This is a genomic window from Pseudomonas sp. 22085 (genome assembly GCF_052045815.1).
In the GTDB taxonomy this organism is placed as follows: domain Bacteria; phylum Pseudomonadota; class Gammaproteobacteria; order Pseudomonadales; family Pseudomonadaceae; genus Aquipseudomonas; species Aquipseudomonas glycinae.
This window is the reverse complement of the sequence record NZ_JBQEQA010000022.1, coordinates 34,558-60,091: the sequence shown is the minus strand read 5'-3', so window position 1 is coordinate 60,091 and position 25,534 is coordinate 34,558. Positions and strand designations below refer to the sequence as shown.

Below are 25,534 nucleotides of genomic sequence, written 5' to 3'. Positions count from 1 at the left end.
ATGGTGGGCGTAGCTCAGTTGGTAGAGCACGGGATTGTGACTCCCGTTGTCGTGGGTTCGATCCCCATCGTCCACCCCATATTTCGAAAGGCGCCAGATGTAACAGTCTGGCGCCTTTGCTTTAAAAAGCTTCATCTGCGGATGTGGTGGAATTGGTAGACACACTGGATTTAGGTTCCAGCGCCGCGAGGCGTAAGAGTTCGAGTCTCTTCATCCGCACCAATCAAAGCTTCATTCATGCCGTTGGCCGGGTGAAGTTCTACAAAGAAGTTGTTTGGCTTCTTTGGCACGCAATATGGTGGGCGTAGCTCAGTTGGTAGAGCACGGGATTGTGACTCCCGTTGTCGTGGGTTCGATCCCCATCGTCCACCCCATATTCCGAAAGGCGCCAGATTTAACAGTCTGGCGCCTTTTTTGTTTTACGGTTTCGGATTTTGGCGGCTGCAGGTTTCGGGTTGCCGGGCAGGGCGCTTCGTCGTATCAATGTTACTCGATGATGCTGCGCTGCCCGCCAACCTTGCTTGCAAGGTCGACTGTCAGGGAGATGATTCAACCGCCTCTATATATAGAAGAGGTTGGCGCAGAGCTCTGGCTTGAATTGGCTGTATTTGCTAACAGGGCGAGGCGCAACCGTTTGTCCCCGCCTTCAAATGGCCTGCTGTTTTTTTACCCGTTTTCAGTAGGGTGACTTCTTGAGTTTGACCTACTAGAATGCTTGCCCTTGATTCTTGGGTCGGAAACGGCCGGCTAACGTCTGTGCAACGAGGAATATCCATGCAAGTTTCTGTTGAAAATACTACTGCTCTTGAGCGCCGCATGAGCGTCACTGTGCCGGCCTCGCAACTTGAGAGCCAGGTCAACAACCGTCTGCAGCAGACTGCCAAAAAGGCCAAGATTGCTGGCTTCCGCCCAGGCAAAGTGCCTATGAGCGAAATCAAGCGTCGTTTCGGTCAAGAAGCAGAGCGCGATGCTGTAGGCGACCTCATTCAAAAGTCTTTTTATGAGGCTGTGGTTGAGCAGAAGCTGAACCCGGCTGGCTCGCCATCGATCGAGCCCAAATCGATCGAAGCTGGCAAGGATCTGGAATACGTAGCCGTATTCGAAGTGTTCCCCGAGTTCACCGTTGCCGGCTTCGAAGGCATCACCGTCGAGCGTCTGAGCGCTGAAGTGGCTGACGCCGATCTGGACAAGATGCTGGACATCCTGCGCAAGCAGAACACCCGTTTCGAAGTGGCCGATCGCGCTGCCCAGAACGAAGACCAGCTGAACATCGATTTCGTTGGCAAGGTTGACGGCGAAGTATTCGCTGGCGGTTCCGCCAAGGGCACTCAGCTGGTGCTGGGTTCCGGCCGCATGATCCCAGGCTTCGAAGAAGGCCTGGTCGGCGCTAAAGCCGGCGAAGAGCGCGTTCTGAACCTGACCTTCCCAGAGGACTATCAGAACCTGGACCTGGCTGGCAAAACCGCCGAGTTCACCGTGACTGTAAACACCGTTTCCGAGCCAAAACTGCCTGAGCTGAACGAAGAGTTCTTCGCTCAATTCGGCATCAAGGAAAGCGGCATCGACGGTTTCCGCACCGAAGTTCGCAAGAACATGGAGCGTGAACTGCGTCAGGCGATCAAATCCAAGGTCAAGAATCAGGTAATGGACGGTCTGCTGGCCACCAACCCGATCGAAGTGCCAAAGGCTCTGCTGTCCAACGAAGTTGACCGTCTGCGCGTGCAGGCTGTTCAGCAGTTCGGTGGCAACATCAAGCCTGACCAACTGCCGGCCGAGCTGTTCGAAGAACAAGCCAAGCGTCGCGTTGTCCTGGGTCTGATCGTGGCTGAAGTGGTCAAGCAGTTCGACCTGAAGCCAGACGAAGCCCGCGTTCGCGAAATGATTCAGGAAATGGCTTCGGCTTACCAAGAGCCTGAGCAGGTCGTGTCCTGGTACTACAAGAACGAGCAGCAACTGAACGAAGTTCGTTCGGTTGTGCTGGAAGAACAAGTTGTGGATACTGTTCTGCAGAAAGCTAGCGTGACCGACAAATCGGTCTCTTACGAAGAAGCGGTCAAGCCGGTAGAAGCTCCAAAAGCCGACTGATTGTTTTTGCGTTAGAAGCACACACCATAAGCCAGCCTTCGAGCTGGCTTATGCGTATTCAAGACATGACTATTTGGGAGTGACTGCAGAGCATGTTCCGTAATTCCTATATTCAGCAGAACTCTGATGTCCAGGCCGCCGGCGGCCTGGTCCCGATGGTTGTCGAGCAATCTGCTCGTGGCGAGCGCGCCTATGACATTTACTCGCGTCTTCTCAAGGAGCGAGTAATCTTTCTGGTTGGGCCGGTAGAGGATTACATGGCCAACCTGATTTGTGCGCAATTGCTGTTCCTTGAAGCGGAAAACCCGGACAAGGACATCCATCTTTATATCAACTCCCCGGGCGGTTCGGTGACAGCGGGTATGTCGATCTACGACACCATGCAGTTCATCAAGCCAAACGTATCGACGACCTGTATCGGTCAGGCGTGCAGCATGGGCGCATTCCTGCTGACGGCCGGTGCACCTGGCAAGCGTTTCTGCCTGCCGAACTCGCGCGTGATGATTCACCAGCCGCTGGGCGGTTTCCAGGGACAGGCGTCGGACATCGAGATCCATGCCAAGGAAATCCTCTTCATCCGCGAGCGTCTCAACACGCTGATGGCCAAGCACAGCGGTCGTACGCTTGAAGAAATCGAGCGCGACACCAACCGCGACAACTTCATGAGTGCAGAAGCTGCGAAGGAATACGGTCTGATCGACGAAGTGATCAACCAGCGCCCAGCTTAAAAATAAGCAACTCAAAATAGGCTTGGTCGGCGCGTCTGATCAGCGGCGGGCTTGAAAAAGCCCGCAATAGCCTTCATCTTGTGTTGCAAGCCTATCGGATTTGGATCGAACGAATGACTGACACCCGCAACGGCGAGGACAACGGCAAGCTGCTCTATTGCTCCTTCTGTGGCAAAAGCCAGCATGAAGTGCGCAAATTGATTGCCGGCCCCTCGGTCTTTATCTGCGACGAGTGCGTCGACCTGTGCAATGACATCATCCGCGAGGAGGTGCAGGAAGCACAGGCCGAAAGCAGCGCGCATAAATTGCCTTCGCCTAAAGAAATCAGCGGCATCCTTGATCAATATGTCATTGGTCAGGAACGTGCCAAGAAGGTTCTGGCGGTAGCGGTATACAACCACTACAAGCGTCTGAACCAGCGTGACAAAAAGGCTGACGACGTCGAACTCGGCAAGAGCAACATCCTGCTGATCGGCCCGACCGGCTCCGGTAAAACCCTGCTGGCCGAAACTCTGGCCCGCTTGCTGAACGTTCCGTTCACTATCGCCGACGCAACCACCCTCACGGAGGCGGGTTACGTGGGTGAAGACGTCGAGAACATTATTCAGAAGCTGTTGCAGAAGTGCGATTACGACGTAGAGAAAGCCCAGATGGGTATTGTCTACATCGACGAAATCGACAAGATTTCGCGCAAGTCCGACAACCCGTCGATCACCCGGGACGTTTCCGGTGAAGGCGTACAGCAGGCCTTGCTCAAACTGATCGAAGGCACGGTCGCTTCCGTTCCGCCGCAAGGTGGCCGCAAGCATCCGCAACAGGAATTCCTTCAGGTTGATACCCGTAACATCTTGTTCATCTGCGGTGGCGCATTCTCCGGTCTGGAGAAGGTCATTCAGAACCGTTCCACCAAGGGTGGCATCGGTTTCAACGCAGAAGTGCGCAGCAAGGAAGAAGGCAAGAAAGTCGGTGAATCCCTGCGTGAAGTCGAGCCTGACGATCTGGTCAAGTTCGGTCTGATCCCGGAATTCGTCGGTCGTCTGCCGGTTCTCGCGACGCTGGACGAGCTGGATGAGGCTGCTTTGATGCAGATTCTCACCGAGCCGAAAAACGCGCTGACCAAACAGTATGCCAAGCTGTTCGAGATGGAAGGCGTGGATCTGGAATTCCGTTCCGACGCGCTGAAATCGGTCGCCAAGCGTGCCCTGGAGCGCAAAACCGGTGCCCGTGGCCTGCGTTCGATTCTCGAAGGTGTGCTGCTCGACACGATGTATGAAATCCCCTCACAGTCCGAGGTGAGCAAAGTCGTGATCGATGAAAGCGTGATCGAAGGCAAGTCCAAGCCACTGTATATCTATGAAAACAGTGAGCCGGCTGCCAAGGCTGCGCCGGACGCGTAAGCGCCCGGTCTGCCGGAACAAGGAAGGGGCCTTCGGGCCTCTTTTTTTTTATGTCGTTTTTTACATCCGCTTTGCGCTTGTTTTTTTTCAAGTCAGCCCCCATCTTGGTTTCAAGTTTAATTCCATCTGATTACGGCCGTATGGCCGCCGTAGAGGCGAAATCATGAAGACCACCATCGAATTGCCTCTCCTGCCATTGCGTGATGTCGTTGTGTATCCGCACATGGTTATCCCGCTGTTCGTGGGGCGCGAGAAATCCATCGAAGCCCTCGAGGCCGCGATGACGGGCGACAAGCAGATCCTGCTGCTGGCCCAGAGAAATCCGGCTGACGACGATCCCGGTGAAGAAGCTCTCTATCGCGTAGGTACTATCGCCACTGTTTTGCAGTTGCTGAAGCTCCCGGACGGCACCGTCAAGGTTCTGGTCGAGGGCGAGCAGCGTGGTGCTGTGGAGCGCTTCAGCGAAGTTGATGGCCACTGCCGTGCTGAAGTGTCGCTGATCGACGAAGTCGATGCCGCCGAGCGCGAATCGGAAGTGTTCGTGCGCAGCCTGCTGTCGCAGTTCGAACAATATGTGCAGTTGGGCAAGAAAGTCCCCGCTGAAGTCCTGTCGTCGCTTAACAGCATCGACGAGCCTGGCCGACTGGTAGATACCATGGCCGCGCACATGGCGCTGAAGATCGAGCAGAAGCAGGAAATCCTCGAAATCATCGATTTGTCGGCCCGGGTCGAGCACGTTCTCGCCTTGCTGGACGCCGAGATCGACCTGCTGCAAGTCGAAAAACGCATTCGTGGTCGCGTCAAAAAGCAAATGGAGCGCAGTCAGCGCGAGTACTACCTGAATGAGCAGATGAAGGCCATTCAGAAAGAGCTCGGCGACAGCGACGAAGGTCACAACGAAATCGAAGACCTTAAAAAGCGTATCGACGCTGCCGGTCTGCCAAAAGATGCCCTGGCCAAGGCCACTGCCGAGTTGAACAAGCTCAAGCAAATGTCGCCGATGTCCGCTGAAGCCACCGTGGTGCGCTCGTACATCGACTGGCTGGTTCAGGTGCCGTGGAAGGCTCAGAGCAAGGTGCGTCTGGACCTGGCCCGGGCCGAAGACATTCTCGACGCCGATCACTACGGCCTGGAAGAGGTCAAGGAACGCATCCTTGAATACCTCGCCGTGCAGAAACGCGTGAAGAAAATTCGTGGCCCGGTGTTGTGCCTGGTCGGTCCTCCGGGCGTGGGTAAAACCTCGCTGGCCGAGTCGATCGCCCATGCCACCAACCGCAAATTCGTGCGCATGGCCCTCGGTGGCGTGCGTGATGAAGCGGAAATCCGTGGTCACCGTCGGACTTACATCGGTTCGATGCCAGGAAGATTGATTCAAAAGATGACAAAAGTGGGTGTGCGCAACCCGCTGTTCCTGCTCGATGAAATCGACAAAATGGGCAGCGACATGCGTGGCGACCCGGCGTCGGCGTTGCTGGAAGTGCTCGATCCTGAGCAGAACCACAACTTCAACGACCACTATCTGGAAGTCGATTACGACCTCTCGGATGTGATGTTCCTGTGCACCTCGAACTCGATGAACATTCCGCCGGCGCTGCTGGACCGGATGGAAGTCATCCGTCTGCCGGGCTACACCGAAGACGAGAAGATCAACATCGCGGTCAAGTACCTGTCGCCGAAACAGATTGCAGCCAACGGCCTGAAGAAGGGCGAGCTGGAATTCGACGAAGAAGCGATCCGCGACATTATCCGTTACTACACCCGCGAAGCCGGTGTGCGTGGCCTTGAGCGGCAGATTGCCAAGGTCTGCCGCAAGGCGGTCAAAGAGCACGCGCTGGAAAAACGCTTCTCGGTAAAAGTGACAGCTGATCTGTTGGAGCATTTCCTCGGCGTTCGCAAGTTCCGCTACGGTCTGGCCGAGCAGCAGGATCAGATCGGTCAGGTGACCGGCCTGGCCTGGACTCAGGTGGGCGGCGAACTGCTGACCATCGAAGCCGCTGTGGTGCCGGGTAAAGGTCAACTGATCAAGACCGGTTCGCTGGGTGATGTAATGGTCGAATCGATCACTGCGGCTCTGACGGTGGTGCGCAGCCGTGCCAAGAGCCTGGGCATTCCCCTGGACTTTCACGAGAAGCGCGACACCCACATTCACATGCCGGAAGGCGCGACGCCAAAAGACGGCCCTAGCGCTGGTGTAGGCATGTGTACTGCGCTGGTGTCGGCGTTGACCGGTATTCCTGTGCGTGCCGATGTCGCCATGACCGGCGAGATCACCCTGCGTGGTCAAGTTCTCGCCATTGGTGGTCTGAAGGAAAAACTGCTGGCCGCTCACCGTGGCGGAATCAAGATCGTGATTATTCCGGAAGAGAACGTGCGTGATCTGAAGGAGATTCCTGACAATATCAAGCAGGATCTGCAGATCAAACCGGTTAAATGGATTGACGAGGTCCTGCAAATTGCGCTGCAATACGCGCCGGAGCCCTTGCCGGATGTGGCTCCGGAGATAGTTGCCAAGGACGAAAAACGTGAGTCTGACTCTAAGGAAAGAATTAGCACGCATTAATACGCTTTTGCCTGGGGGGCTTCCTTGACAGCTTTTTAGAGCCCTTGTTATAAAGCGGCTCTTAAGTGTCTGTAGGCCATTCAGCACTCGTTTTTGCTTTCACCAAAAAACTTAGAATCATACTCAAATAGATATAAGGGGACTTAGAGTGAACAAGTCGGAACTGATTGATGCTATCGCTGCATCCGCTGATATCCCGAAAGCTGCTGCTGGCCGTGCGCTGGACGCTGTAATCGAATCCGTCACTGGCGCTCTCAAGGCCGGCGACTCCGTTGTTCTGGTTGGTTTCGGTACTTTCTCCGTGACTGATCGTCCAGCTCGCATCGGTCGTAACCCACAGACCGGCAAGACTCTGGAAATCGCGGCAGCCAAAAAGCCAGGTTTCAAAGCCGGTAAAGCCCTGAAAGAAGCCGTCAACTAAGTTTGATTCAGGATTTTACCCATCCGGGTCGGGGTCATGCCTGACTTGGCAGCGGAGCGGTAGAGCAGGTAGTTGAAACAGTTGCCTGTCACACCGGGATCGAGGGTTCGAGCCCTGTCCGCTCCGCCAGTTACGAGAAGGCGCATCCTCGGATGCGCCTTTCTTCTATCCGGATTCTACCCACACTCCACGGTTGCCAAATTTTGAAGTTCAACCGTTTCTGGGGGACGCATGCTGCAGAATATCAGGGACAATTCACAAGGCTGGATTGCCAAGACCATTATCGGAGTCATCGTTGCACTGATGGCCCTGACCGGTTTCGACGCCATTTTCCAGGCCACGACTCACAAGAATGAGGCGGCCAAGGTCAACGGTGAAGAAATCAGCCAGAACGAGCTGAGCCAGGCGGTGGATATGCAACGCCGTCAGCTGATGCAACAACTGGGCAAGGATTTCGACGCTTCCTTGCTGGACGAAAAAATGCTGCGCGAATCGGCCCTCAAGGGTCTGATCGATCGCAAGCTGCTGCTGCAAGGCGCAGAACAATCGAAATTCGCTTTCTCCGAAGCGGCCCTGGACCAAGTGATCCTGCAGACGCCTGAATTCCAGGTCGATGGCAAGTTCAGCTCCGACCGTTTCGATCAGGTGATCCGTCAACTGGGCTACAGCCGCATGCAGTTCCGCCAGATGCTGGCTCAGGAAATGCTGATCGGCCAACTGCGCGCCGGTGTGGCGGGCAGCGGTTTTGTGACCGACGCTCAGGTGCTGGCCTTCGCCCGTCTGGAAAAACAGACCCGCGACTTCGCCACGCTGAACATCAAGGCTGACCCTTCGGCCGTGAAGCTGACCGATGACGAGGTCAAGGCTTACTACGACGAGCACGCCAAGGAATTCATGACCCCGGATCAAGTGGTCATCGATTACCTGGAATTGAAGAAGTCTTCGTTCTTCGATCAGGTCGCCGTCAAGGACGAAGACCTGCAGGCGGCGTATCAGAAAGAGATCGCCAACCTGTCGGAACAGCGTCGTGCGGCGCACATTCTGATCGAAGTCAACGACAAGACCACCGAGGCCCAGGCCAAGGCGAAGATCGAAGAAGTCCAGGCGCGTCTGGCCAAGGGCGAGAAATTCGAAGCGCTGGCCAAGGAGTTCTCGCAGGATCCGGGTTCGGCCAACAACGGCGGTGACCTCGGTTATGCCGGTCCTGGCGTTTACGATCCAGCCTTTGAGAAAGCCCTGTATTCGCTGAACAAGGATCAGGTTTCCGAGCCGGTTCGCACCGACTTCGGTTTCCATCTGATCAAGCTGCTGGGTGTCGAGGCGCCTGAAGTGCCGACGCTGGCCAGCCTGAAAGACAAGCTGACCCGCGAGCTGAAAACCCAGCAAGTCGAGCAGCGTTTCGTCGAGGCGACCAAGCAACTGGAAGACTCTTCGTTCGAAGCATCCGACCTGGCCCAGCCAGCGCAGGATCTGAAACTGACCGTGCACACCTCCAAGCCGTTCGGCCGTGAAGGTGGCGAAGGCGTTGCAGCCAACCGTGCTGTAGTGACTGCCGCGTTCAGCACCGAAGTGCTGGAAGAGGGTGCCAACAGCACCGCCATCGAGCTGGATCCGGAAACCGTGATCGTGCTGCGCGCCAAGGAACATCTGAAGCCTGCTCAATTGCCGCTGGAAAGAGTGGCCACCGCCATTCGCGCCCAGTTGACCAAAGAGCACGCCAGCGCGGCTGCCAAGACCAAGGCGGAGCAACTGATCGCCAGTCTGCGTGATGGCAAGACCCCGCTGGACAAGGCGGTGGATGGTCAGAGCTGGAAAGTCACTGAAGCGGCGAACCGCGCTCAGGAAGGTGTTGACCCGGCGGTGCTGCAAGCACTGTTCCGCATGCCTAAGCCGGCTGCCAAGGACAAGCCGACCTTCACCAGCGTGACGCTGGCGGATGGCAGCCTGACCATCGTGCGTCTGAACGGCGTGAACGAAGCGGCGGCTCCGACCGATGAAGAGAAAGCGCAGTACCGTCGCTTCCTCGCATCGCGTGTGGGCCAGCAAGACTTTGCGGCGTACCGCAAGCAGCTGGAAGCCGAAGCCGACATCAAGCGTTTCTGATGCCTGGCTGAGCCGCAAGACCCGAGCCCCGGATGAAAATCCGGGGCTTTTTTATGCGCGTTATCCCGCGTTCGGGAAGCCATGACTTCGGGCATTGATGGTCGCATTCAGAGTCAGCAGCAACAGACCCGCGACCAGCCACGGGTAACTCCCGACGCCCAGGTTGTTCAGCAACAGGCCTCCCGCAAGCCCGCCGCCGGCAATGCCGACATTCCACAGGGTCACCAGCATCGATTGCGCGGTATCGGCAGCCTCCCTGGCGGTTTTCGCCAGGGCCGTCTGCAACAGTGAGGGCATCGCGCCGAATGCCAGGCCCCAGACAGCGGTAGCGGTGTAGACCACTCCCGGCGATTCGCGCCATAGCCCCAGTGCGATCGCCGACAGCAGGAACAACAGGGCGCTGGCCAGTACCAGCTGACGCAGCCAGCGATCAATCAGGCTGCCGACGATCCACAGGCTCAATACCGATGCCAGGCCAAACACCAACAACACCCGGTCGATTTCTGCGCCAAGTCCCGATGGCTCCAGAAATGGCGCGATATAGGTGTACAGAAGGTTGTGCGCGACGACGTAGGACAAAGTCACAAACAACACGGATCGCACGCCCGGCAAGGTAAACACCTGACGCAGTGGCAGGCGCTTTCCGGCGCGTTCACCGGCGAAGTCCGGTACTTGCCAACGCACCCAGATCACCAGCAGCACGGTCAGCCCGGTCATGATCGCGAAGCTCAGGCGCCAGCCGACTGCCGTGCCCAGCAGCGTCCCGGCCGGAATGCCCAGCGACAGCGCAAGCGGCGCCCCGAGCATGGCCACCGTAATCGCCCGGCCTTGCAAGTGAGGTGCGACCATCCGGCTCGCGTACCCCGCCAGCAAAGCCCAGAGCAGCCCCGCGAACACGCCTGCGATCAAGCGTGCAATCAGGGTCAGCCAGTACAGCTCGGACAACGCAGTGATGCTGTTGGCGATGGCAAACCCGCTAATGGCCGCCAGCAACAGCGGGCGCCGACGCCAGCCCCGTGTGGCAATGGTGAGCGGAATCGCCGCCAGCATCGAACCAATGGCGTACAGCGTGACCAGTTGCCCGATCAGGGCTTGAGAGACATCAAGCCCCGCGCTCATTTGCGGCAGCAGGCCGGCGGGCATCGCCTCGGTCAGCACGGTGATGAACCCGGCGGTGGCGAGCGCTAGCAATGCGCCCAGCGGTAATCGTTCCGCGGGCTCGACTGTGCCGGCGAGCGAGGGGGAGGTGAGTGGCGCATCGTTCATGGGCGGGTTTCCATTTTGCCAAAGGAGACGAAGGCCATAGGTTAGGGCGCTGCACATTCGGGAAAAACAGGTTAGGGTTCCGAACATCTCGGACAAGAATGTCGCGAATCAGGGAGGGATGAATGGACAGCCTGGGCAGTATTTCAGTGTTTGTGCAGGTGGCGGAAACCCGCAGCTTTACCGAGGCCGGCCGCTTGCAGGGCGTGTCCTCGTCGGCGGTTGGCAAAAGCATCGCCCGCCTGGAAGCTCGACTCAATGTGCGCTTGTTTCACCGCACCACCCGCAGCATCACGCTGACCAGCGAAGGCGCGCTGTTTCTTGAACGTTGCCGCAAGATCCTCGCCGAAGTGGAGGCGGCGGAATTTGAACTGTGCGATGCCGCAGCGGCGCCTCACGGCAAGTTGCGGGTCAGCCTGCCGCAGGTGCATGACCTGGTGATGCCGGTCATGAACGAGTTCATGGCATTGTACCCGCAGATCGAACTGGATCTGGACCTGACCGATCGCATGGTCGATGTGGTTGAAGAAGGCTTCGATGCGGTGATCCGGACGGGTAAACCGCGAGATTCGCGACTGATGGCACGACCGTTGGGCGAGTTTCACATGGTGTTGGTGGCCAGTCCTGCGTACCTGCGCGAGCGCGGCGAACCGCTGACCCCGGCCGATCTGGCGGAGCACGCCTGCCTGCGCCATACGTTTCACGCCACCGGCAAACTGGAGTCCTGGCCGTTCAAACGCGAGGAGGGCGCTCCCGAGCCGACCTTGCCGACACGCCTGGTCAGTACGTCGATCGAAGCCGTGCGGCATGCAGCGCTGGCGGGCATGGGCATCGCTTGTCTGCCGGATTTCATGATCTTCGAGGCGCAGCAGCAGGGTCGCCTGCAGCGCGTGCTCGATGAGCATCTGGAGCACGTCGGGCAGTTCTGGGTCCTGTGGCCATCAAGCCGGCATGCAACCGCCAAATTGCGCGTGTTCATCGATCATTTATCGGCGCGACTTTTTCCTGTCGTCCATGACCGGTAGAGTTGTAACTGTTTTAAGACACTAATCCATACGCCGCGGGGCAGCGATCTGTTGCACAATACGCCCCGGACCGTTTTCCCTCAGGATGTTTAATGTTGAATTCTATTCCCGTGCGTTTCATCGGGTTGGCGTTGTTGCTGACCGCCGCTGCCGGCTGCTCCAAGGACAAGCCTATCTACGAGCATGAGAATTTCGACGACTCCGGCACCTTTTCGCGCAATTACCCGGTGACCGACACCGCCAGTTGCGAAGCGGCCCGCCGAGCGTTGCTCAGCCAGGGCTATATCATTACCAGCAATGACCCGAAACTGGTCAGCGGCCACAAGAGCTTCCAGCAGACCGGCGAAACCCATCTGGAGATCAGCTTCAACGTGGTGTGCGCCGATGATGGCAGCGCCGGCCATCACGCCACCGTGTTCGCCAACGCCTTGCAGGACCGCTACGCGCTGAAGAAGACCAACAACTCGGCCAGCCTCGGTGTCGGCGTATTGGGCTCGGTGTCGATGCCGATCGGCTCGTCTGACGATTCGATGGTCAAGGTGGCCAGCGAAACCGTGTCTTCGCAGAAGTTCTACGAACGTTTCTTCACTCTGGTCGAGCTGTTCCTGCCAGCCGACGCGAAGAAAGCTGCGCATATCACCGAAAAACCGAAGACCGATCTGGGTGTGCCGGAAGCCAAGGCGGCGCCGGCTCCGTTGGCTCCAGCCCCTGCGACTGAACCCACCCCGGCGCCCGCTGCGGCGCCAACGCCAGCGCCTGCAGAGGCAACCCCGGTGAGCTCCGAACCGGTAGCCCCGCCGGCAGAAGCTGCACCGATCACCCCGGCACCGGTTGCCGAGCCTGCGCCCGCGACGGAAACCATCACCCCTCCGGCCAATCCGACGGACATTCCGCCGCCGTCCGAGCCGATTCCGGCCATGCCTGCGTCCGGGCAGTAAACTTCACGCCACGCCTCCGGCTCCTGTCGGACGCGTGGCGTTTTGTTGTCTCCCTTGAGCTTCTTCCTGCCAGCCCCGTCGAAAAATTTCCCGCGATAAATCCCTGACCGCCTGCTACGTTTATTTCATGAAGGCCGTGTTTCATTTTTCCTTCACACGGGCACTTTATGCTCGAGGCGCTGGTCATTTGTTCCAGGCCATTTCAAGCAAGCGTCAGGGGGATTACGCAATGGATGACTATCAAGAAGAATTGCTCGAATTCCAGGCCTTTGAGCTGGATTCACCAGAGCCTGCGGAAGACGCCACCGAGCTGTGAGGCGTCAGCCTGTCTTGCGGTGACTGCGGCGAAATTCGCCCGGTGTCTGGCGGTTCCAGCGCTTGAAGGCGCGCTGGAAAGCTTCAGCCGAGGCAAAGCCCAGCAAGTAGGCAATTTCACCGAATGCCAGTTCGGTGTCGCGGATGTAGGTCATCGCCAGATCACGGCGGGTGTCATTGAGGATCGCGCGAAACTGCGTGCCTTCCTCGGCCAGCTTTCGCCGTAACGTCCAGGTCGGCAGCTTCAAACGTGCCGCCACTTCTTCCAGGTCCGGTTCCCGGCCACCATTGAGCAACGGCCCGAGCAATTGCGTGATGCGTTCGCGCAGGCTGCGGGTGCGGGTCAGTTGTTCCAGTTCCCGTTCACACAAGCCGAGCAAATGTTTCCAGGTGCTGGGGCAATGCTCCGGGTTGCGTCGGGCCAGGTCGGTGAGGCTCAGACGCAGTTGATTGTGTTCGGCGCCAAACTGGATCGGGCATTCACCGAGCACCGCATAAGCGTCGCGATAATCCGGGGTGTCAAATTCGATCTCGATCCGTTCAGCGCGCAACGGTTCGGGGCTGATGCTGGACAGCTGATGCAGCCAGCCAGCGATGATCGAATCCACCACAAAGCGGTTGTAGGCGTTGTACGGGCTGATGGAATAGAACCGCAGCCACGCACCGCTGGCGTCCTCGTGGAAACTCGACTGGCCGCGATAATTGGAGCCGTACAAGGGTTCGAAGCGCGTCAGGCAGCGGGCGGCTTCGCGCACGGTCGGGGCCTGCGCGGCAGTCACACCGGCCAGCCCCGCCTGACTCAAGCGACTGAGTTGGCCCATGCGCAAACCCAATGCCGGATCGCCAGTCAGCTGGATCGCGCCATGTCCCAGGCGCATGTAGCGCGGGATCGACAGGCGCGCTCCGGCTTCGGCCAGCCGGGCGGCATCCAGGCCGTACTGTTCGAGCAAGGGAAGGGGATCGATGTCATGGCTGCGCACGGCATCGGCCAGGCTGTGGACGAAGCCCACCGACAGATCCCCGAGACGCATCGGCAGCGGCTTCACGGGTTACAACCAGAGGTTCAGCAGGCGCGCGCCACGGGCTTCGCTGTCGGCGAATTGCTGGCCGTTGCTGCTGAGGAAACTTTGCCCGGCGCTCGGCTTGTCCCAGAACTGCCCGCGCAGAAACACACTCATACCGGCCTGCGCCTTGCTGGCCGGCGGTTGCGCGGTCAGGGTCAGTTGGTGCCAGGCTTGGCCTACACTGACTGCTCCTGGTTTCAGGCTGACCGAGTCCGGCACGCTCGAGCCTTTGTAACCCTTCCAGGGTTGATCCCACACGCCATGACCGACGACAAACGCGGGCACCGCGATCAGCTGCGCGCCTTGCTCGTCGAGTTTGCGGTAGTTGTCCGGGTACCAGCTGTCGTTGCCGATCAACACGCCGAGGCGTCCGGCCGGGGTGTCGATCACATTGATCCGCGACGCTTCGCGGGTGCCGGAGTCATCCTGATCGAAGACCGGACGCATCTGCCGCTGCGGCTGGCCGAGCGGGGCACCGTCGCGACCGAACACCACCGTGCTGTTGTACAGCGCGCCACTGCCGGCCTTGAGCCGGCCGTCGGTGATGTTCGGTTCAGGCAACACGATCGTGCCGGCCACCAGAGTGACGTGGAACTCCTTGGCCAAACCACCGAACAGCGCCTGATAGTCCTTGGCCATGTCCCGGGACTTCATGCGCAGGTGCGCGTCATCCAGACGGCTGCTGCCCTTGGCGGTGAGCCAGGCGCGAGCAAACTGCACCGGGTTGCTCGCTGCCAGCCAGTTCATCGCTTCGGCGAGGGTAGCGGCCTGGTACAGCTCATCTTTCTCGCCGCTGATCATCAGCCAGGTGCCGACATGCTCCGGCAGGATGACCACGGTTTTTTCATTCAACAGCCCCTGATCCTGCGCCTGCTGCAAATAGGCGGCGAGCTTGCGGTGCAGGCGTTCGGGGCTTTGGTAGTCGGTGGGGAACAGCTCGGGCTGGATGCCCAGCAGGTTGCCACGGTCGGCGGGCGTGCCCTGATCGACCGCGAGTTTGATCCGCAGGTCCGACAGGTAATGACCGGCCGGACGGTCAGCCGCCCACATGGCGTAGAAGGTGAGTGCGGCGATGAGCGCCATGGAAAAAGTCAGGTACAGAAGTTTGCGCATGAAATCCAACAACAACCGGGTGCAGGGTGTGTGGACAGGGTAGGGCGCCAGCCCCGGCTTGCCAAGGGGTGCTGCGCATTTGGATCAATAACTTGTCAGTTACGGTCATTGAGTGACAGCGATGCGACTCCTAATCTGTCGAGCATGACTGACGGGGGACGCAGAGCTCCCGCATTTTCCGTGATCGCTCGCTGTGGAGTTAACGATGACCGCCACTCAATACCCGCACCTGTTGGCCCCGCTGGACCTGGGATTCACCACGTTGCGCAACCGCACCCTCATGGGCTCGATGCACACTGGCCTTGAAGAGAAACCGGGCGGTTTCGAACGCATGGCAGCGTATTTCGCCGAGCGTGCCCGTGGCGGCGTTGGCCTGATGGTCACCGGCGGTATCGGTCCGAATGACGAGGGCGGTGTGTATTCCGGCGCGGCCAAGCTGACCACCGAGGAAGAAGCGCTCCAACACCGCATCGTCACGCGCGCCGTGCACGAGGCGGGCGGCAAGATCTGCATGCAGATCCTCCACGCCGGCCGTTATGCCTACAGTCCGAAACAGGTCGCGCCGAGCGCCATTCAGGCGCCGATCAACCCGTTCAAGCCCAAAGAGCTGGACGAGGAAGGCATTGAGAAGCAGATCCGCGATTTCGTCACCTGCTCGGTACTGGCCCAGACCGCCGAGTACGACGGCGTGGAAATCATGGGCTCGGAAGGTTATTTCATTAACCAGTTCCTCGCCGCTCACACCAACCACCGCACCGACCGTTGGGGCGGCAGCTACGAAAACCGCATGCGCCTGCCGGTGGAGATCGTTCGCCGGGTGCGTGAAGCGGTGGGCCCGAACTTCATCATCATCTTCCGTCTGTCGATGCTCGATCTGGTGGAAGGTGGCAGCACCTGGGAAGAAATCGTCACCCTGGCAAAAGCCATCGAGCAGGCCGGCGCGACCCTCATCAACACCGGCATCGGCTGGCACGAAGCGCGGATCCCGACCATCGCCACCAAAGTGCCGCGTGCGGCGTTCAGCAAGGTCACGGCCAAGCTGCGCGGTTCGGTGAATATTCCGCTGATCACCACCAACCGCATCAACACCCCGGAAATCGCCGAGCAGATCCTCGCTGAAGGCGATGCCGACATGGTCTCGATGGCGCGGCCGTTCCTCGCCGACCCGGACTTCGTCAACAAGGCTGCTGAAGGTCGCGCCGACGAAATCAATACCTGCATCGGCTGCAACCAGGCCTGCCTCGATCACACCTTCGGCGGCAAGCTCACCAGCTGCCTGGTCAACCCGCGTGCCTGCCACGAAACCGAGCTCAATTACCTGCCGGTCAAGCAGATCAAGAAAATCGCCGTGGTCGGTGCCGGTCCTGCCGGTCTGTCCGCCGCCACCGTGGCCGCCGAGCGCGGGCATCAGGTGACCTTGTTCGATTCGGCCAGCGAGATCGGTGGCCAGTTCAATGTCGCCAAGCGAGTGCCGGGCAAGGAAGAGTTCTACGAAACCCTGCGTTACTTCAAACGCAAGTTGCAGACCACCAACGTTGAGGTGTGCCTGAACACCCGCGTCGATGTGGCAAAACTGGTCGAGGGCGGTTACGACGAAGTCATCCTCGCGACCGGCATTGCACCGCGTCTGCCGGCGATTCCGGGTGTCGACAACGCCAAAGTGCTGAGCTATCTGGATGTGCTGCTCGAGCGCAAACCGGTCGGCAAGCGTGTGGCGGTGATTGGTGCCGGCGGTATCGGTTTCGACGTGTCGGAATTCCTCGTCCATGAAGGCGTGGCCACCAGTCAGGATCGCGCCGCGTTCTGGAAAGAGTGGGGCATCGACACGAATCTGGAAGCCCGTGGTGGCGTGGCCGGGATCAAAGCTGCACCGCACGCACCAGCGCGTGACGTGTTCCTGCTGCAACGCAAGAAATCCAAGGTCGGTGACGGCCTGGGCAAGACCACCGGCTGGATTCACCGCACCGGTTTGAAGAACAAGCAGGTGCAGATGCTCAACAGCGTCGAATACCTGAAGATCGACGACGAAGGCCTGCACATCCGCATCGGCGAAACCGGCGAGCCGCAAGTGCTGCCGGTGGACAACATCGTCATCTGCGCCGGCCAGGATCCGCTGCGTGAGTTGCACGACGGTCTGGTGGCAGCCGGGCAGAACGTGCACCTGATCGGCGGCGCCGATGTGGCGGCCGAACTGGATGCCAAACGTGCGATCAACCAGGGTTCGCGTCTGGCCGCCGAGCTCTGATCCACCCTAGAATGCCGGCTCTTTGCACAGAGCCGGCCTTCATGTTTCTGCCTCCCACCGACTGGCTACCTCAAGCCCCACTCGAAGCGCTTCATCTGGAGTGGCTCACCGCCGCCAGCATTGAAGTCGCGATCCTGCGCCTGGACTTGATTGATCCGCTGATCAGCGGCAACAAGTGGTTCAAACTCGTCGAACATCTCAAAGCCGCCGACCGCGCGGGTGCCGAAGGCATCATCAGCCTGGGCGGTGCGCATTCCAATCATCTGCATGCATTGGCGGCTGCGGGCAAACGCCTGGGATTCACGACGGTCGGGCTGTTGCGCGGGCATCCGCAGGACACGCCGACGGTCAGGGATCTGCACGACTTCGGCATGCAACTGCACTGGCTCGGTTACGGCGGTTATCGGGCGCGGCACGAGCCGGGGTTCTGGCAGCCTTGGCGAGAGCAATATCCGACGCTGCACCCGGTGCCCGAAGGGGGCGGTGGTCTGCCGGGTGCGCAGGGTTGCGCGGCGCTGAAGGATCAAGTCAGTGAACAACTCGGCAAGTTCGGCTGGGACGACTATCACGGTTGGTGGCTGGCTTGCGGCACTGGCACGACGCTCGCGGGATTGGTGTTGGCCGAGGCCGGACAACATGCGGTGTACGGCGCAATGGCCGTGCCCGACGATCACGGCGTCGCGGCCAATGTCGAGGCGATTGTCGGCGAAACCGGAGGGTATGAGTTGATCGACGCCAGCCGCGGCGGCTTCGCCAAGGTCGATCCGGCGCTGCTTGAATTCATTTTGCAAACCGAACAGGCCAGCGGCATTCCCCTCGAGCCGCTGTACACCGGCAAGGCCTTGCTGGCGATCAAGCAACAGATCGAGGCGGGTCGCTTTGCCCGGGGTTCACGCTTGATCTTCGTCCACACCGGCGGCTTGCAGGGCCGGCGCGGATTAGACGGCTAACCCTGGCTGCGCTTGGGCATCATCCGCAGCAACGTGTTATCGCGCACCACGTAATGGTGATAGATCCCCGCCAGCGCATGCAGACCGATCAGCCAGTAGCCAATCGTGCTGATCAGTACGTGCCAATATTCAACCTGTTTGGCAAAGGCCTTGTCTTCACTCACCAGCAACGGCAGGTCGAAACCGTAGAACATCACCTGATGGCCCTCGGCGCTGGTGATCAGCCAGCCGAGGATCGGCATGCTGATCATGAACAGGTACAAGGCCCAGTGCATCAAGCGTGCGAGGATGGTTTGCCACGGTGGCGAGGCCGGGAAGATTTTCGGCGCCGGGCCCAGGCTGCGGGCGAACAGGCGAAACCAGACCAGCACGAATACCGTCAGCCCAAGCATGTAATGCACTTCGCGGATCAGCGTGCGGCCGCCGCTGCCCTTGGGAAACAGACCACGCAATTCCATGCTGGCGTACACCAGTACCAACAGCACCAGCATCAGCCAGTGCAACAGGATCGACACGGTGCTGTAACGGGATTCGGAATTTGTCCACGGCATACGGCGTTCCTCACGGTTCAGGGCTCAAGCGTGCCGTTCTGTGACGGCATGCCTTAACTGTAATCGTATTAAGGTCATTCTTCCTCCACGATCCTGTTTTTTATTGATGCACATCATTGGCATTGCAGTGACATGATCCCTGCGCTGACGGGGTGGCTGTAACAAGGCATTGTTTATATTTTGTATTTGCGAAAGTTTGAGTGCGTGAAGCCGTGTGGTTATTGTTGGGCGCAGTCGATAGTTAAAGTTCGGCTCGATAAATAAACCAATAGCGTCGTTCAAGGATGCTGTACTGGAAAAAGGATTTAGCAATGGCTTTCAATGTTCTTCTTAATAATAAACATGGCTGTATTGTCAAAAAAGCAATGGCTAAGGCGCCTGTACCCAGACCAAAACCGCGGCCTGCGGTTACGCAACCCCCCAAGCCGGCGAGCAAGCCATCCGTTCCGCCCGTCAAGCCACCTGTGCAGCCGGTAAAGCCTCCAGTGAAACCCGGCGTACCGCCAGTCAAACCAGCTGTGCCTCCGGTCAAGCCACCGGTAAAACCTGCTTCTCCCGCCAGGCCTGTTTCGCCAGTTAGCAAGCCTCCTGTGGCGCCGACCAAGCCAGTCGTCGCCAGGCCGCCAATGCCGTGGCCTACGCTCAATATCAATGTGGATCCTGTGGCGTTGATCAATTTGCTGAATGCGATTGGAAACAGCCGTCATCCGGATGGCTCCACGTTGTTGGCCGACGGAAGTCTGGTAAATGCGCAACAGACGGCAGTGACGCGTCCGGACGGGATCATTCAGCATATAGACGGCAGGGTTGAACACCCCGACGGGCGTATTGTGTGGCCAGACAATACAATCGAATATCCCGATGGACGCATCGTCTGGGCCGACGGAACCGAACAACTGGCAGATGGTTCGGTGAAGTATCCAGACGGGCTCGGTTTTGATGCGCAGGGTAACTTGGTTTCTGAGTGATCCGGTTGTAATGACTGTGGGTTGAAAGTTGTCTCTTCAAAGTTTGTAATTTATAAATAAAAAGCCGCCAGCTTTTATCGACTGGCGGCTTTTTTTGTCAGGTTATTTGTTTTGCGGCATTTCCCCTTTGGTCAGGCGCCGGTTGATGTCAGCGATCACTTCCGGCAGATCGCTGATGGTGTCGATCATGTAGTGCGGGCGTGAGCCTTCGAACAGCGCGTGAATGCGCTTGCGTTCGCTGGCCAGCGCGTCGCTGCCCAATGCGCGGTAGCCCTCGTAATCCAGACCCAGCGCGTTGCCGGAACAGATCAGCGCCACGGTCCACATCCCGGCACGACGGCCTTCAAGAATGCCCGGCACGGTGTCGTCGATCTTCACGCAGGCGGCGACATCGTCGATGCCCAGCGCAATCACGTTGGCCAGCGCCTGCGCCGGCCATGGACGACCGTTCGGCACTTCGTCGGTGGCCACGACGTGGTCGGCGACGTAGCCATTGGTGGCGGCCAGTGCCACGACCTTGTCCATCACTTGCTTCGGATAACCGGAGCAGGAACCGATCTTGATCCCTTGCTGACGCAGGTTGGCGATGGTCTCCAGCGCACCGGGAATCAGCGCCGAGTGCTCGGCGATTTTCTCGATCTGTAGCGGCATGAAGCGGTTGTAGATCGCGGTCACGTCATCGTCAGTCGGAGTGCGGCCGAACGCCTTGCGATAGCGCTCGGCAACCTGCGGCTGATTGCACAGGGTGCGGATGTGATCCCACTTGCCCATGCCCATCGGGCCACGGGCCTCTTCGATGGAGACCTGGACATCGAACTCGGCGAAGGCTTCGACGAAGATCTGGGTTGGTGCGAAGGAACCGAAGTCGACCACGGTGCCGGCCCAGTCGAGGATGGCGGCTTGCAGCTGGGTTGGGTTGTTGTAGTTCATGGCAAAAATTCCTGTGATAACACGCAATTCGGAGTTCGCTGTCCCTGTGGGAGCGGGCTTGCCCGCGATGGCGGTCTGACATTCACCATTGATNCGCGGGCAAGCCCGCTCCCACAGGGGATTTGAGGTGTGGTTTAAATCTCTAACACTTCCATCTCGCGCAGCACTTCACCCACCGCCGCGACGGCTTCGCGCATCTGCGCCGGGGTGACGTGGCCGATGCAGCCGACGCGGAAAGTTTCGACCTGGGTCAGCTTGCCGGGGTAGAGGATGTAACCCTTGGCCTTGACCCGTTCGTAGAAGTCCTTGAACTGGTAGCGCGGATCTTTCGGTGCGTGGAAGGTCGCGATGATCGGCGCCTGAATCGCAGCAGGCAGGAAGCTGCGCAAGCCGAGCTTGCCCATCTCTTCCATCAGCGCCTGGCAGTTGGCGGCGTAGCGCGCATGTCGCGCCGGCAGGCCGCCTTCTTCGTTGTATTGCAGCAGCGCTTCGTGCAGCGCCGCGACCACGTGGGTCGGCGGGGTGAAGCGCCACTGGCCGGTTTTTTTCATGTAGCTGTGTTGGTCGAACAGGTCCATCGCCAGCGAATGCGAATTGCCGGCGGCTGCGGCCAGAGATTCCTTGCGGGCGAACACGAAGCCCATGCCCGGTACGCCTTCCAGGCATTTGCCGGAGGCGGCAATCAGCGCGTCGAACGGGACTTTTTGCGCATCCACCGGCAACGCGCCGAACGAGCTCATGGCATCAATGATCAAGCGTTTGCCGTGCTGCTCTACAACCTGGGCGATTTCCGGCAGCGGATTGAGGATGCCGGTGCTGGTTTCGCAGTGGATCAGCGCGACGTGGGTAATGTCGCTGTCGGCACGCAGCAGGCGGTCGACGTCGGCGGCGGTGGTCGGTTCGTCTTCAGCGGTTTCGAAGGTGCTGAACGAGCGGCCGAGCACTTCGCAGATTTTTGCCAGACGCTTGCCGTAGGCGCCGTTGATCAGCACCAGCACCTTGCCGTCGCGGGGGACGAGGGTGCCGATCGCGGCTTCGACGGCAAAGGTGCCGCTGCCCTGTAACGGTACGCAGTGGTGGCTGTCGGCGCCGTTGAGAATCGCCAGCAGTTGTTCGCACAGGCTGGCGGTCAATTGGTTGAAGCGGTCATCCCATGAACCCCAGTCGACCATCATCGCCTGGCGGGTGCGGGCCGAGGTGGTCAACGGGCCGGGAGTGAGCAGGATGGGTGCGGCAGTACTCATTCGTGTGTCCTCGCGATAGCGCTGTGGGATGAAGCTACGGGGACTACGTTGCAATTCGCTAGATCATCAATCAAATTGTTTGTTGTTATGCCAGCCATCAGTGAGGGTTATTCATGAACCTGTTCCAGCTCCGCGCCTTCGACGCCGTGGCCCGGGAAGGCAGCTTCACCCGTGCCGCCGCTCGCCTGTTCATCAGCCAACCGGCGGTCACCGGGCACATCAAGGCGCTGGAGGAGCATTACCAGATCACCCTGTTGCGACGCACGGCGCGCCGGGTCGAGCTGACCGAGGAGGGCACCAAACTGGCAGCGATCACCCGGGCGATGTTCGGCATGGCGGAAGAGGCCCAGGCGTTGCTCGAGGCCAATCGGCAATTGCTCACCGGACGTCTTGAGGTGGCGGCGGATGGCCCGCACATGGTCATGCCGATGCTCGCCAGCCTGCGGGCGCGCTATCCGGGGATCACCGTGAATCTGCGGTTGGGCAATGCCCAGGAAACGTTGGCGGCGTTGTTGTCCGAGCATGCTGACGTGGCGGTGCTGACCGAAGTCGAACCGCGCAAAGGGCTGCATCTGCAAGCGCTGAGTGAATCGCGGATTTGCGCGCTGGTGCCGGCGGGGCATCCGTGGGCGGCTCGCAGTGGCGAGGTCAGGCTCAAGGAGCTGGATCAGGTGATCATGGTGTTGCGCGAGCCGAGTTCGATTACCCGGCGCACGTTTGATCAGGCCTGTGCGCAGGCGTCGGTCAGCCCACGGGTGTTGCTGGAACTGGATAGCCGCGAGGCGGTGACGGAGGCGGTGGCGGCTGAGTTGGGGGTTGGGGTGGTGTCATCGGTGGAGGTCAGTCATGACCCCCGTGTCGTCGCGATTCCCATTGCGGGAGAAGGGCTGGTGAACCGGCACATGATCGGCTGCGTGGAGCGGCGGCGGGAGTTGCGGTTGATTCAGGCGTTTTTCGGGTTGGCCCCGGTCTGATAAACCGCGGCGCCTCAATCGCTGGCAAGCCAGCTCCCACAGTGTCAGAGGCGTTAACAAAATCTGTGCATACCGCAAAACCTGTGGGAGCTGGCTTGCCAGCGATTGAGGCCGGAACTGACTACACAAGACTCTCGCGCACCATATCGAGAAACGTCGCCACCACCCGCCGCGAACTCTGCTCGCGCAGGCACACCAGCGTTTCGGTCAAGCGCCGAGTGCAATCGGTGATCGGCAACGCGCAAACCCTTGAGTCCGCACCAAACTCCGCCGCCGACACCACGCCCACGCCAATCCCCACCACCACTGCCTCCCGCGCCGCTTCCCGGCCTTCGACCTGGATCGCCGGGCGGATGCGGAAACCGGCGCGGGTCATTTCTTCTTCCAGGGTCTGGCGGGTCACCGAGCCGTGTTCACGCAGCACCAGCGGCGTGTCGTCCAGATCTTCCAGACAGATCGACTCGCGCTCGGCCCACGGATGATGGCGCGAGACAAACGCCACCATCGGGTCGTTGCGCAGCGGCACACACAGCAGGCGTTCATCGCTGACATCGCGCCCCAGCAACGCCAGATCAGCCTGATAGTTGAACAGTCGAAACAGCGACTCATCGGTGTTACCGGTCTCGATCTTCACGCTGATCCCCGGATAGCGCTCACAAAACCGGGCAATCTGCGGCAACACATGCACCGGGGCATCCACCGCCAGAATCAGGCTGCCGGTCTGCAAGGCCTGGGATTCCTGCAGCAACTCCTGGGCTTCGGCTTCGACCACGAACAAGCGCTGGGTGATCGCCAGCAAGCGTTCGCCCAGATCCGTCAGGCGCACCGATCGCTTGTTGCGATGGAACAGCAACACGCCGAAGCGTTCTTCCAGCTTGCGCACCTGGTCGGAAATCGCCGGTTGCGTCAGATAAAGCCGCTCGGCGGCCTTGGTGAAGCTTCCGTGCACGGCCACGGCGTGAAAGGCTTTGAGCTGGGCGTGGGAAACCGACATGGCTGATTCCTCGTTTACAGGCGAACTTCAGTAACAAGCTGAGATTATGTGTGAAATACGATAAATCGATTTTATTTATTAAACAGTAATTGCTTTGATCGGCTCACGCCAACGCTGACTGCCCGGTCGGGCAGCGACGCTGGCCATGAGCCTGTGCGTGCAACACCAGGACTCATCTGACCGGTATCGCCGAAGGGACGGGGTGATATCGCAGTGCTCAACAATAAAAAACACAGGCGTTTACTCATCGATTCTGCCGGCACACTCACACCCTGAGGTCAGAACCACAATGAACAAGCACATCGGCACCCTTGCGCGTTGGCGCATGCAGATCTTCGCTGTCACCTGGCTCGCTTACGCCGCGTTCTATTTCACCCGCAAAGCCTTTTCGGTGGCCAAACTGGGCATCGCCGAAGACCCCAGCTTCACCCTCGACAAAATGGCCATGGCCAACCTCGACGCGATTTACCTGGCGGCCTACGCCATCGGCCAGTTCACCTGGGGCATGCTCGCCGACCGCTTCGGCCCACGGGTCGTGGTGCTCGGCGGCTTGCTGATTTCCGCTGCGGCGGCGCTGGTGATGGGCAGTTTCGCGACGTTGCCGATCTTCGCCACTTGCATGCTGATTCAGGGGCTGGCGCAGTCCACCGGCTGGTCGGGGTTGTGCAAGAACCTCGGTAGTTTTTTCCCTTCGGAACAGCGCGGGCGAGTGCTCGGGTTGTGGAGTTCCTGCTACGCCTTCGGTGGATTGGTGGCCTCGCCGTTCGCCGGTTGGTGGGCGTACACGCTGGTCGGCACCTGGCACGCGGCGTTCATTTCCAGTGCGGCGGTGGTCGCGGCGGTGGCGGTGTTGTTCTTCATCTTTCAGCGCAACAAACCGGAAGATGTCGGCCTGCCGGCGGTGGAACCGGAGCCGGTCATCAGCGCCGAGGAAGCCGAAGCCAACAGCAAACTCAGCGTGTGGGAGCCGCTCAAGGAAATCCTGCGTAACCGCACGGTGCTGGTGCTGGGTCTGGCGTATTTCCTGTTGAAACCGGCGCGTTACGCAATTCTGTTGTGGGGCCCGGTGATCGTGTTTGAACAGATGCCCTCGGTCGGCAAGGTCGGCGCGGCGATCATCCCCACGGCGTTTGAACTGGCCGGTCTGCTGGGGCCGATCATGATCGGTCTGGCCTCGGACAAACTGTTCGGCGCCCGACGCATGCCGGCCTGCGTGTTGAGTCTGCTGGCATTGACCGTGACGCTGGCGCTGTTCATGGGCGCCTTGCACACCGGCAGCGTGATGCTGGTGGTCGCATTGTTGTTCGTAATGGGCCTGACCCTGTACGGCCCGGACTCGATGATCAGCGGCGCGGCCGCGATCGATTTCGGCAAGGCCAAGGCCGGCGCCACGGCGGCGGGATTCGTCAACGGCTGCGGCTCGGTCGGTGCGGTGCTCGGTGGTTTGCTGCCGGGTTACTTCGACTCGGTGACGGTGTTCATCGTGTTCGCCGGTTGCGCGCTGTTCTCGGCGCTGGTGCTGATTCCGCACTGGAACAGTCGCCCGGTCGGCGTCATGGAACCGCGCGCCTACGTGCCCAATCGCGCCCTGACCGTCAAACCCCTGCGTAACTGAAACCCCTTGCCTCGCGGCCTGCTGCGGCACTCGCGGCAGGCTGTGCCGTGG

Annotated in this window: 22 protein-coding genes and 3 tRNA genes; 17 read left to right on the top strand and 8 right to left on the bottom strand. The window is 59.6% G+C overall.

What is annotated here, in order from left to right; translation table 11 throughout:
- Positions 1 to 3: 3 nt before the first annotated feature.
- From ACTJK7_RS23835 to ACTJK7_RS23795, 9 genes are all read left to right on the top strand, one after another.
- Positions 4 to 79 (top strand) — tRNA-His (locus tag ACTJK7_RS23835).
- A gap of 58 nt (positions 80 to 137) precedes the next feature.
- Positions 138 to 222: transfer RNA gene (locus tag ACTJK7_RS23830), tRNA-Leu, on the top strand.
- Positions 223 to 298: 76 nt separating this feature from the next.
- Positions 299 to 374, top strand: a tRNA-His gene (locus tag ACTJK7_RS23825).
- Positions 375 to 774: 400 nt separating this feature from the next.
- Complete coding sequence (gene tig, locus ACTJK7_RS23820; protein ID WP_064380817.1) at positions 775 to 2,085, top strand: trigger factor; 1,311 nt, start codon at positions 775 to 777, stop codon at positions 2,083 to 2,085.
- Between the two features lie 92 nt (positions 2,086 to 2,177).
- Positions 2,178 to 2,813 (top strand): ATP-dependent Clp endopeptidase proteolytic subunit ClpP, encoded by a 636-nt coding sequence (gene clpP, locus ACTJK7_RS23815; RefSeq protein WP_323151625.1) that lies wholly within the window; start codon positions 2,178 to 2,180, stop codon positions 2,811 to 2,813.
- Between the two features lie 113 nt (positions 2,814 to 2,926).
- Entirely contained in the window at positions 2,927 to 4,210 is a 1,284-nt protein-coding gene (gene clpX, locus ACTJK7_RS23810; RefSeq protein WP_007951558.1) for an ATP-dependent Clp protease ATP-binding subunit ClpX, read from the top strand.
- Positions 4,211 to 4,373: 163 nt separating this feature from the next.
- Positions 4,374 to 6,770, top strand: a complete 2,397-nt coding sequence (gene lon / locus ACTJK7_RS23805) for an endopeptidase La (protein WP_108562775.1) — start codon at positions 4,374 to 4,376, stop codon at positions 6,768 to 6,770.
- A 148-nt stretch (positions 6,771 to 6,918) separates the two neighbouring features.
- Positions 6,919 to 7,191, top strand: a complete 273-nt coding sequence (locus ACTJK7_RS23800; RefSeq protein ID WP_002552737.1) for an HU family DNA-binding protein — start codon at positions 6,919 to 6,921, stop codon at positions 7,189 to 7,191.
- Positions 7,192 to 7,422: 231 nt separating this feature from the next.
- On the top strand, positions 7,423 to 9,294 hold the full coding sequence (locus tag ACTJK7_RS23795) for a SurA N-terminal domain-containing protein (protein ID WP_108562774.1): 1,872 nt from the start codon (positions 7,423 to 7,425) through the stop codon (positions 9,292 to 9,294).
- Positions 9,295 to 9,354: 60 nt separating this feature from the next.
- Here the strand turns inward: ACTJK7_RS23795 and ACTJK7_RS23790 are convergent, their stop codons facing one another.
- Positions 9,355 to 10,560: an MFS transporter gene (locus ACTJK7_RS23790; protein ID WP_108562773.1), complete on the bottom strand. Its 1,206-nt coding sequence runs from the start codon at positions 10,558 to 10,560 to the stop codon at positions 9,355 to 9,357.
- Between the two features lie 122 nt (positions 10,561 to 10,682).
- Here ACTJK7_RS23790 and ACTJK7_RS23785 point away from each other — a divergent pair, with 122 nt between their 5' ends.
- The 3 genes from ACTJK7_RS23785 to ACTJK7_RS23775 all read left to right on the top strand — a co-directional run bounded on the left by ACTJK7_RS23785 (position 10,683) and on the right by ACTJK7_RS23775 (position 12,836).
- Entirely contained in the window at positions 10,683 to 11,582 is a 900-nt protein-coding gene (locus ACTJK7_RS23785) for a LysR family transcriptional regulator (protein WP_108562772.1), read from the top strand.
- Between the two features lie 92 nt (positions 11,583 to 11,674).
- The gene (locus ACTJK7_RS23780; RefSeq protein WP_064380804.1) at positions 11,675 to 12,520 is read left to right on the top strand and encodes a DUF2242 domain-containing protein; all 846 of its coding nucleotides are present in this window, start codon (positions 11,675 to 11,677) and stop codon (positions 12,518 to 12,520) included.
- Between the two features lie 127 nt (positions 12,521 to 12,647).
- The gene (locus ACTJK7_RS23775; protein WP_139831576.1) at positions 12,648 to 12,836 is read left to right on the top strand and encodes a hypothetical protein; all 189 of its coding nucleotides are present in this window, start codon (positions 12,648 to 12,650) and stop codon (positions 12,834 to 12,836) included.
- A 4-nt stretch (positions 12,837 to 12,840) separates the two neighbouring features.
- Here the strand turns inward: ACTJK7_RS23775 and ACTJK7_RS23770 are convergent, their stop codons facing one another.
- The gene (locus tag ACTJK7_RS23770; protein ID WP_108562771.1) at positions 12,841 to 13,881 is read right to left on the bottom strand and encodes an AraC family transcriptional regulator; all 1,041 of its coding nucleotides are present in this window, start codon (positions 13,879 to 13,881) and stop codon (positions 12,841 to 12,843) included.
- 3 nt (positions 13,882 to 13,884) lie between these two features.
- On the bottom strand, positions 13,885 to 15,012 hold the full coding sequence (locus ACTJK7_RS23765; RefSeq protein WP_064380801.1) for a nitrilase-related carbon-nitrogen hydrolase: 1,128 nt from the start codon (positions 15,010 to 15,012) through the stop codon (positions 13,885 to 13,887).
- 205 nt (positions 15,013 to 15,217) lie between these two features.
- On the opposite strand from ACTJK7_RS23765, the gene ACTJK7_RS23760 reads away from it, so the two are divergent.
- Entirely contained in the window at positions 15,218 to 17,257 is a 2,040-nt protein-coding gene (locus ACTJK7_RS23760) for an NADPH-dependent 2,4-dienoyl-CoA reductase (protein ID WP_323151624.1), read from the top strand.
- Positions 17,258 to 17,298: 41 nt separating this feature from the next.
- Entirely contained in the window at positions 17,299 to 18,207 is a 909-nt protein-coding gene (locus tag ACTJK7_RS23755; protein ID WP_108562769.1) for a 1-aminocyclopropane-1-carboxylate deaminase/D-cysteine desulfhydrase, read from the top strand.
- Here the strand turns inward: ACTJK7_RS23755 and ACTJK7_RS23750 are convergent.
- Together ACTJK7_RS23750 and ACTJK7_RS23745 are read right to left on the bottom strand one after the other, a co-directional pair.
- A complete protein-coding gene (locus ACTJK7_RS23750) occupies positions 18,204 to 18,758 on the bottom strand; it encodes a cytochrome b (protein WP_064380796.1) in 555 nt (184 codons plus the stop codon). The genes ACTJK7_RS23755 and ACTJK7_RS23750 overlap by 4 nt on opposite strands.
- Positions 18,759 to 18,999: 241 nt before the next feature.
- Complete coding sequence (locus ACTJK7_RS23745; protein ID WP_159085223.1) at positions 19,000 to 19,404, bottom strand: hypothetical protein; 405 nt, start codon at positions 19,402 to 19,404, stop codon at positions 19,000 to 19,002.
- 16 nt (positions 19,405 to 19,420) lie between these two features.
- Between ACTJK7_RS23745 and ACTJK7_RS23740 the strand changes: the two genes are divergently transcribed.
- Positions 19,421 to 19,726: a hypothetical protein gene (locus ACTJK7_RS23740; protein WP_108562767.1), complete on the top strand. Its 306-nt coding sequence runs from the start codon at positions 19,421 to 19,423 to the stop codon at positions 19,724 to 19,726.
- A 102-nt stretch (positions 19,727 to 19,828) separates the two neighbouring features.
- Here ACTJK7_RS23740 and phnX read toward each other — a convergent pair whose 3' ends face one another.
- Both phnX and ACTJK7_RS23730 read right to left on the bottom strand, forming a co-directional pair.
- On the bottom strand, positions 19,829 to 20,656 hold the full coding sequence (gene phnX, locus ACTJK7_RS23735) for a phosphonoacetaldehyde hydrolase (protein WP_108562766.1): 828 nt from the start codon (positions 20,654 to 20,656) through the stop codon (positions 19,829 to 19,831).
- A gap of 134 nt (positions 20,657 to 20,790) precedes the next feature.
- Positions 20,791 to 21,900 (bottom strand): 2-aminoethylphosphonate--pyruvate transaminase, encoded by a 1,110-nt coding sequence (locus tag ACTJK7_RS23730; RefSeq protein ID WP_108562765.1) that lies wholly within the window; start codon positions 21,898 to 21,900, stop codon positions 20,791 to 20,793.
- Between the two features lie 113 nt (positions 21,901 to 22,013).
- Here ACTJK7_RS23730 and ACTJK7_RS23725 point away from each other — a divergent pair, with 113 nt between their 5' ends.
- Positions 22,014 to 22,874: a LysR substrate-binding domain-containing protein gene (locus ACTJK7_RS23725; RefSeq protein WP_108562764.1), complete on the top strand. Its 861-nt coding sequence runs from the start codon at positions 22,014 to 22,016 to the stop codon at positions 22,872 to 22,874.
- Positions 22,875 to 22,995: 121 nt separating this feature from the next.
- Here ACTJK7_RS23725 and ACTJK7_RS23720 read toward each other — a convergent pair whose 3' ends face one another.
- Positions 22,996 to 23,868 carry a LysR family transcriptional regulator gene (locus tag ACTJK7_RS23720; RefSeq protein WP_108562763.1) on the bottom strand — a complete coding sequence of 291 codons (873 nt, stop codon included), beginning with the start codon at positions 23,866 to 23,868 and terminating at the stop codon, positions 22,996 to 22,998.
- Between the two features lie 289 nt (positions 23,869 to 24,157).
- On the opposite strand from ACTJK7_RS23720, the gene ACTJK7_RS23715 reads away from it, so the two are divergent.
- A complete protein-coding gene (locus tag ACTJK7_RS23715; protein ID WP_064380788.1) occupies positions 24,158 to 25,483 on the top strand; it encodes an MFS transporter in 1,326 nt (441 codons plus the stop codon).
- The last annotated feature ends 51 nt before the right edge of the window (positions 25,484 to 25,534 follow it).

Bases quoted from the DNA above. Each gene is read 5' to 3' on its own strand.
- ACTJK7_RS23725 (WP_108562764.1), top strand. From the start codon at position 22,014: ATGAACCTGTTCCAGCTCCGCGCCTTCGACGCCGTGGCCCGGGAAGGC.
- ACTJK7_RS23775 (WP_139831576.1), top strand. From the start codon at position 12,648: ATGAAGGCCGTGTTTCATTTTTCCTTCACACGGGCACTTTATGCTCGA.
- clpX (WP_007951558.1), top strand. From the start codon at position 2,927: ATGACTGACACCCGCAACGGCGAGGACAACGGCAAGCTGCTCTATTGC.
- ACTJK7_RS23780 (WP_064380804.1), top strand. From the start codon at position 11,675: ATGTTGAATTCTATTCCCGTGCGTTTCATCGGGTTGGCGTTGTTGCTG.
- ACTJK7_RS23765 (WP_064380801.1), bottom strand. From the start codon at position 15,012: ATGCGCAAACTTCTGTACCTGACTTTTTCCATGGCGCTCATCGCCGCA.
- ACTJK7_RS23795 (WP_108562774.1), top strand. From the start codon at position 7,423: ATGCTGCAGAATATCAGGGACAATTCACAAGGCTGGATTGCCAAGACC.
- ACTJK7_RS23720 (WP_108562763.1), bottom strand. From the start codon at position 23,868: ATGTCGGTTTCCCACGCCCAGCTCAAAGCCTTTCACGCCGTGGCCGTG.
- ACTJK7_RS23760 (WP_323151624.1), top strand. From the start codon at position 15,218: ATGACCGCCACTCAATACCCGCACCTGTTGGCCCCGCTGGACCTGGGA.
- ACTJK7_RS23755 (WP_108562769.1), top strand. From the start codon at position 17,299: ATGTTTCTGCCTCCCACCGACTGGCTACCTCAAGCCCCACTCGAAGCG.
- lon (WP_108562775.1), top strand. From the start codon at position 4,374: ATGAAGACCACCATCGAATTGCCTCTCCTGCCATTGCGTGATGTCGTT.
- clpP (WP_323151625.1), top strand. From the start codon at position 2,178: ATGTTCCGTAATTCCTATATTCAGCAGAACTCTGATGTCCAGGCCGCC.
- ACTJK7_RS23750 (WP_064380796.1), bottom strand. From the start codon at position 18,758: ATGCCGTGGACAAATTCCGAATCCCGTTACAGCACCGTGTCGATCCTG.
- phnX (WP_108562766.1), bottom strand. From the start codon at position 20,656: ATGAACTACAACAACCCAACCCAGCTGCAAGCCGCCATCCTCGACTGG.
- ACTJK7_RS23715 (WP_064380788.1), top strand. From the start codon at position 24,158: ATGAACAAGCACATCGGCACCCTTGCGCGTTGGCGCATGCAGATCTTC.
- ACTJK7_RS23790 (WP_108562773.1), bottom strand. From the start codon at position 10,560: ATGAACGATGCGCCACTCACCTCCCCCTCGCTCGCCGGCACAGTCGAG.
- ACTJK7_RS23785 (WP_108562772.1), top strand. From the start codon at position 10,683: ATGGACAGCCTGGGCAGTATTTCAGTGTTTGTGCAGGTGGCGGAAACC.
- ACTJK7_RS23730 (WP_108562765.1), bottom strand. From the start codon at position 21,900: ATGAGTACTGCCGCACCCATCCTGCTCACTCCCGGCCCGTTGACCACC.
- tig (WP_064380817.1), top strand. From the start codon at position 775: ATGCAAGTTTCTGTTGAAAATACTACTGCTCTTGAGCGCCGCATGAGC.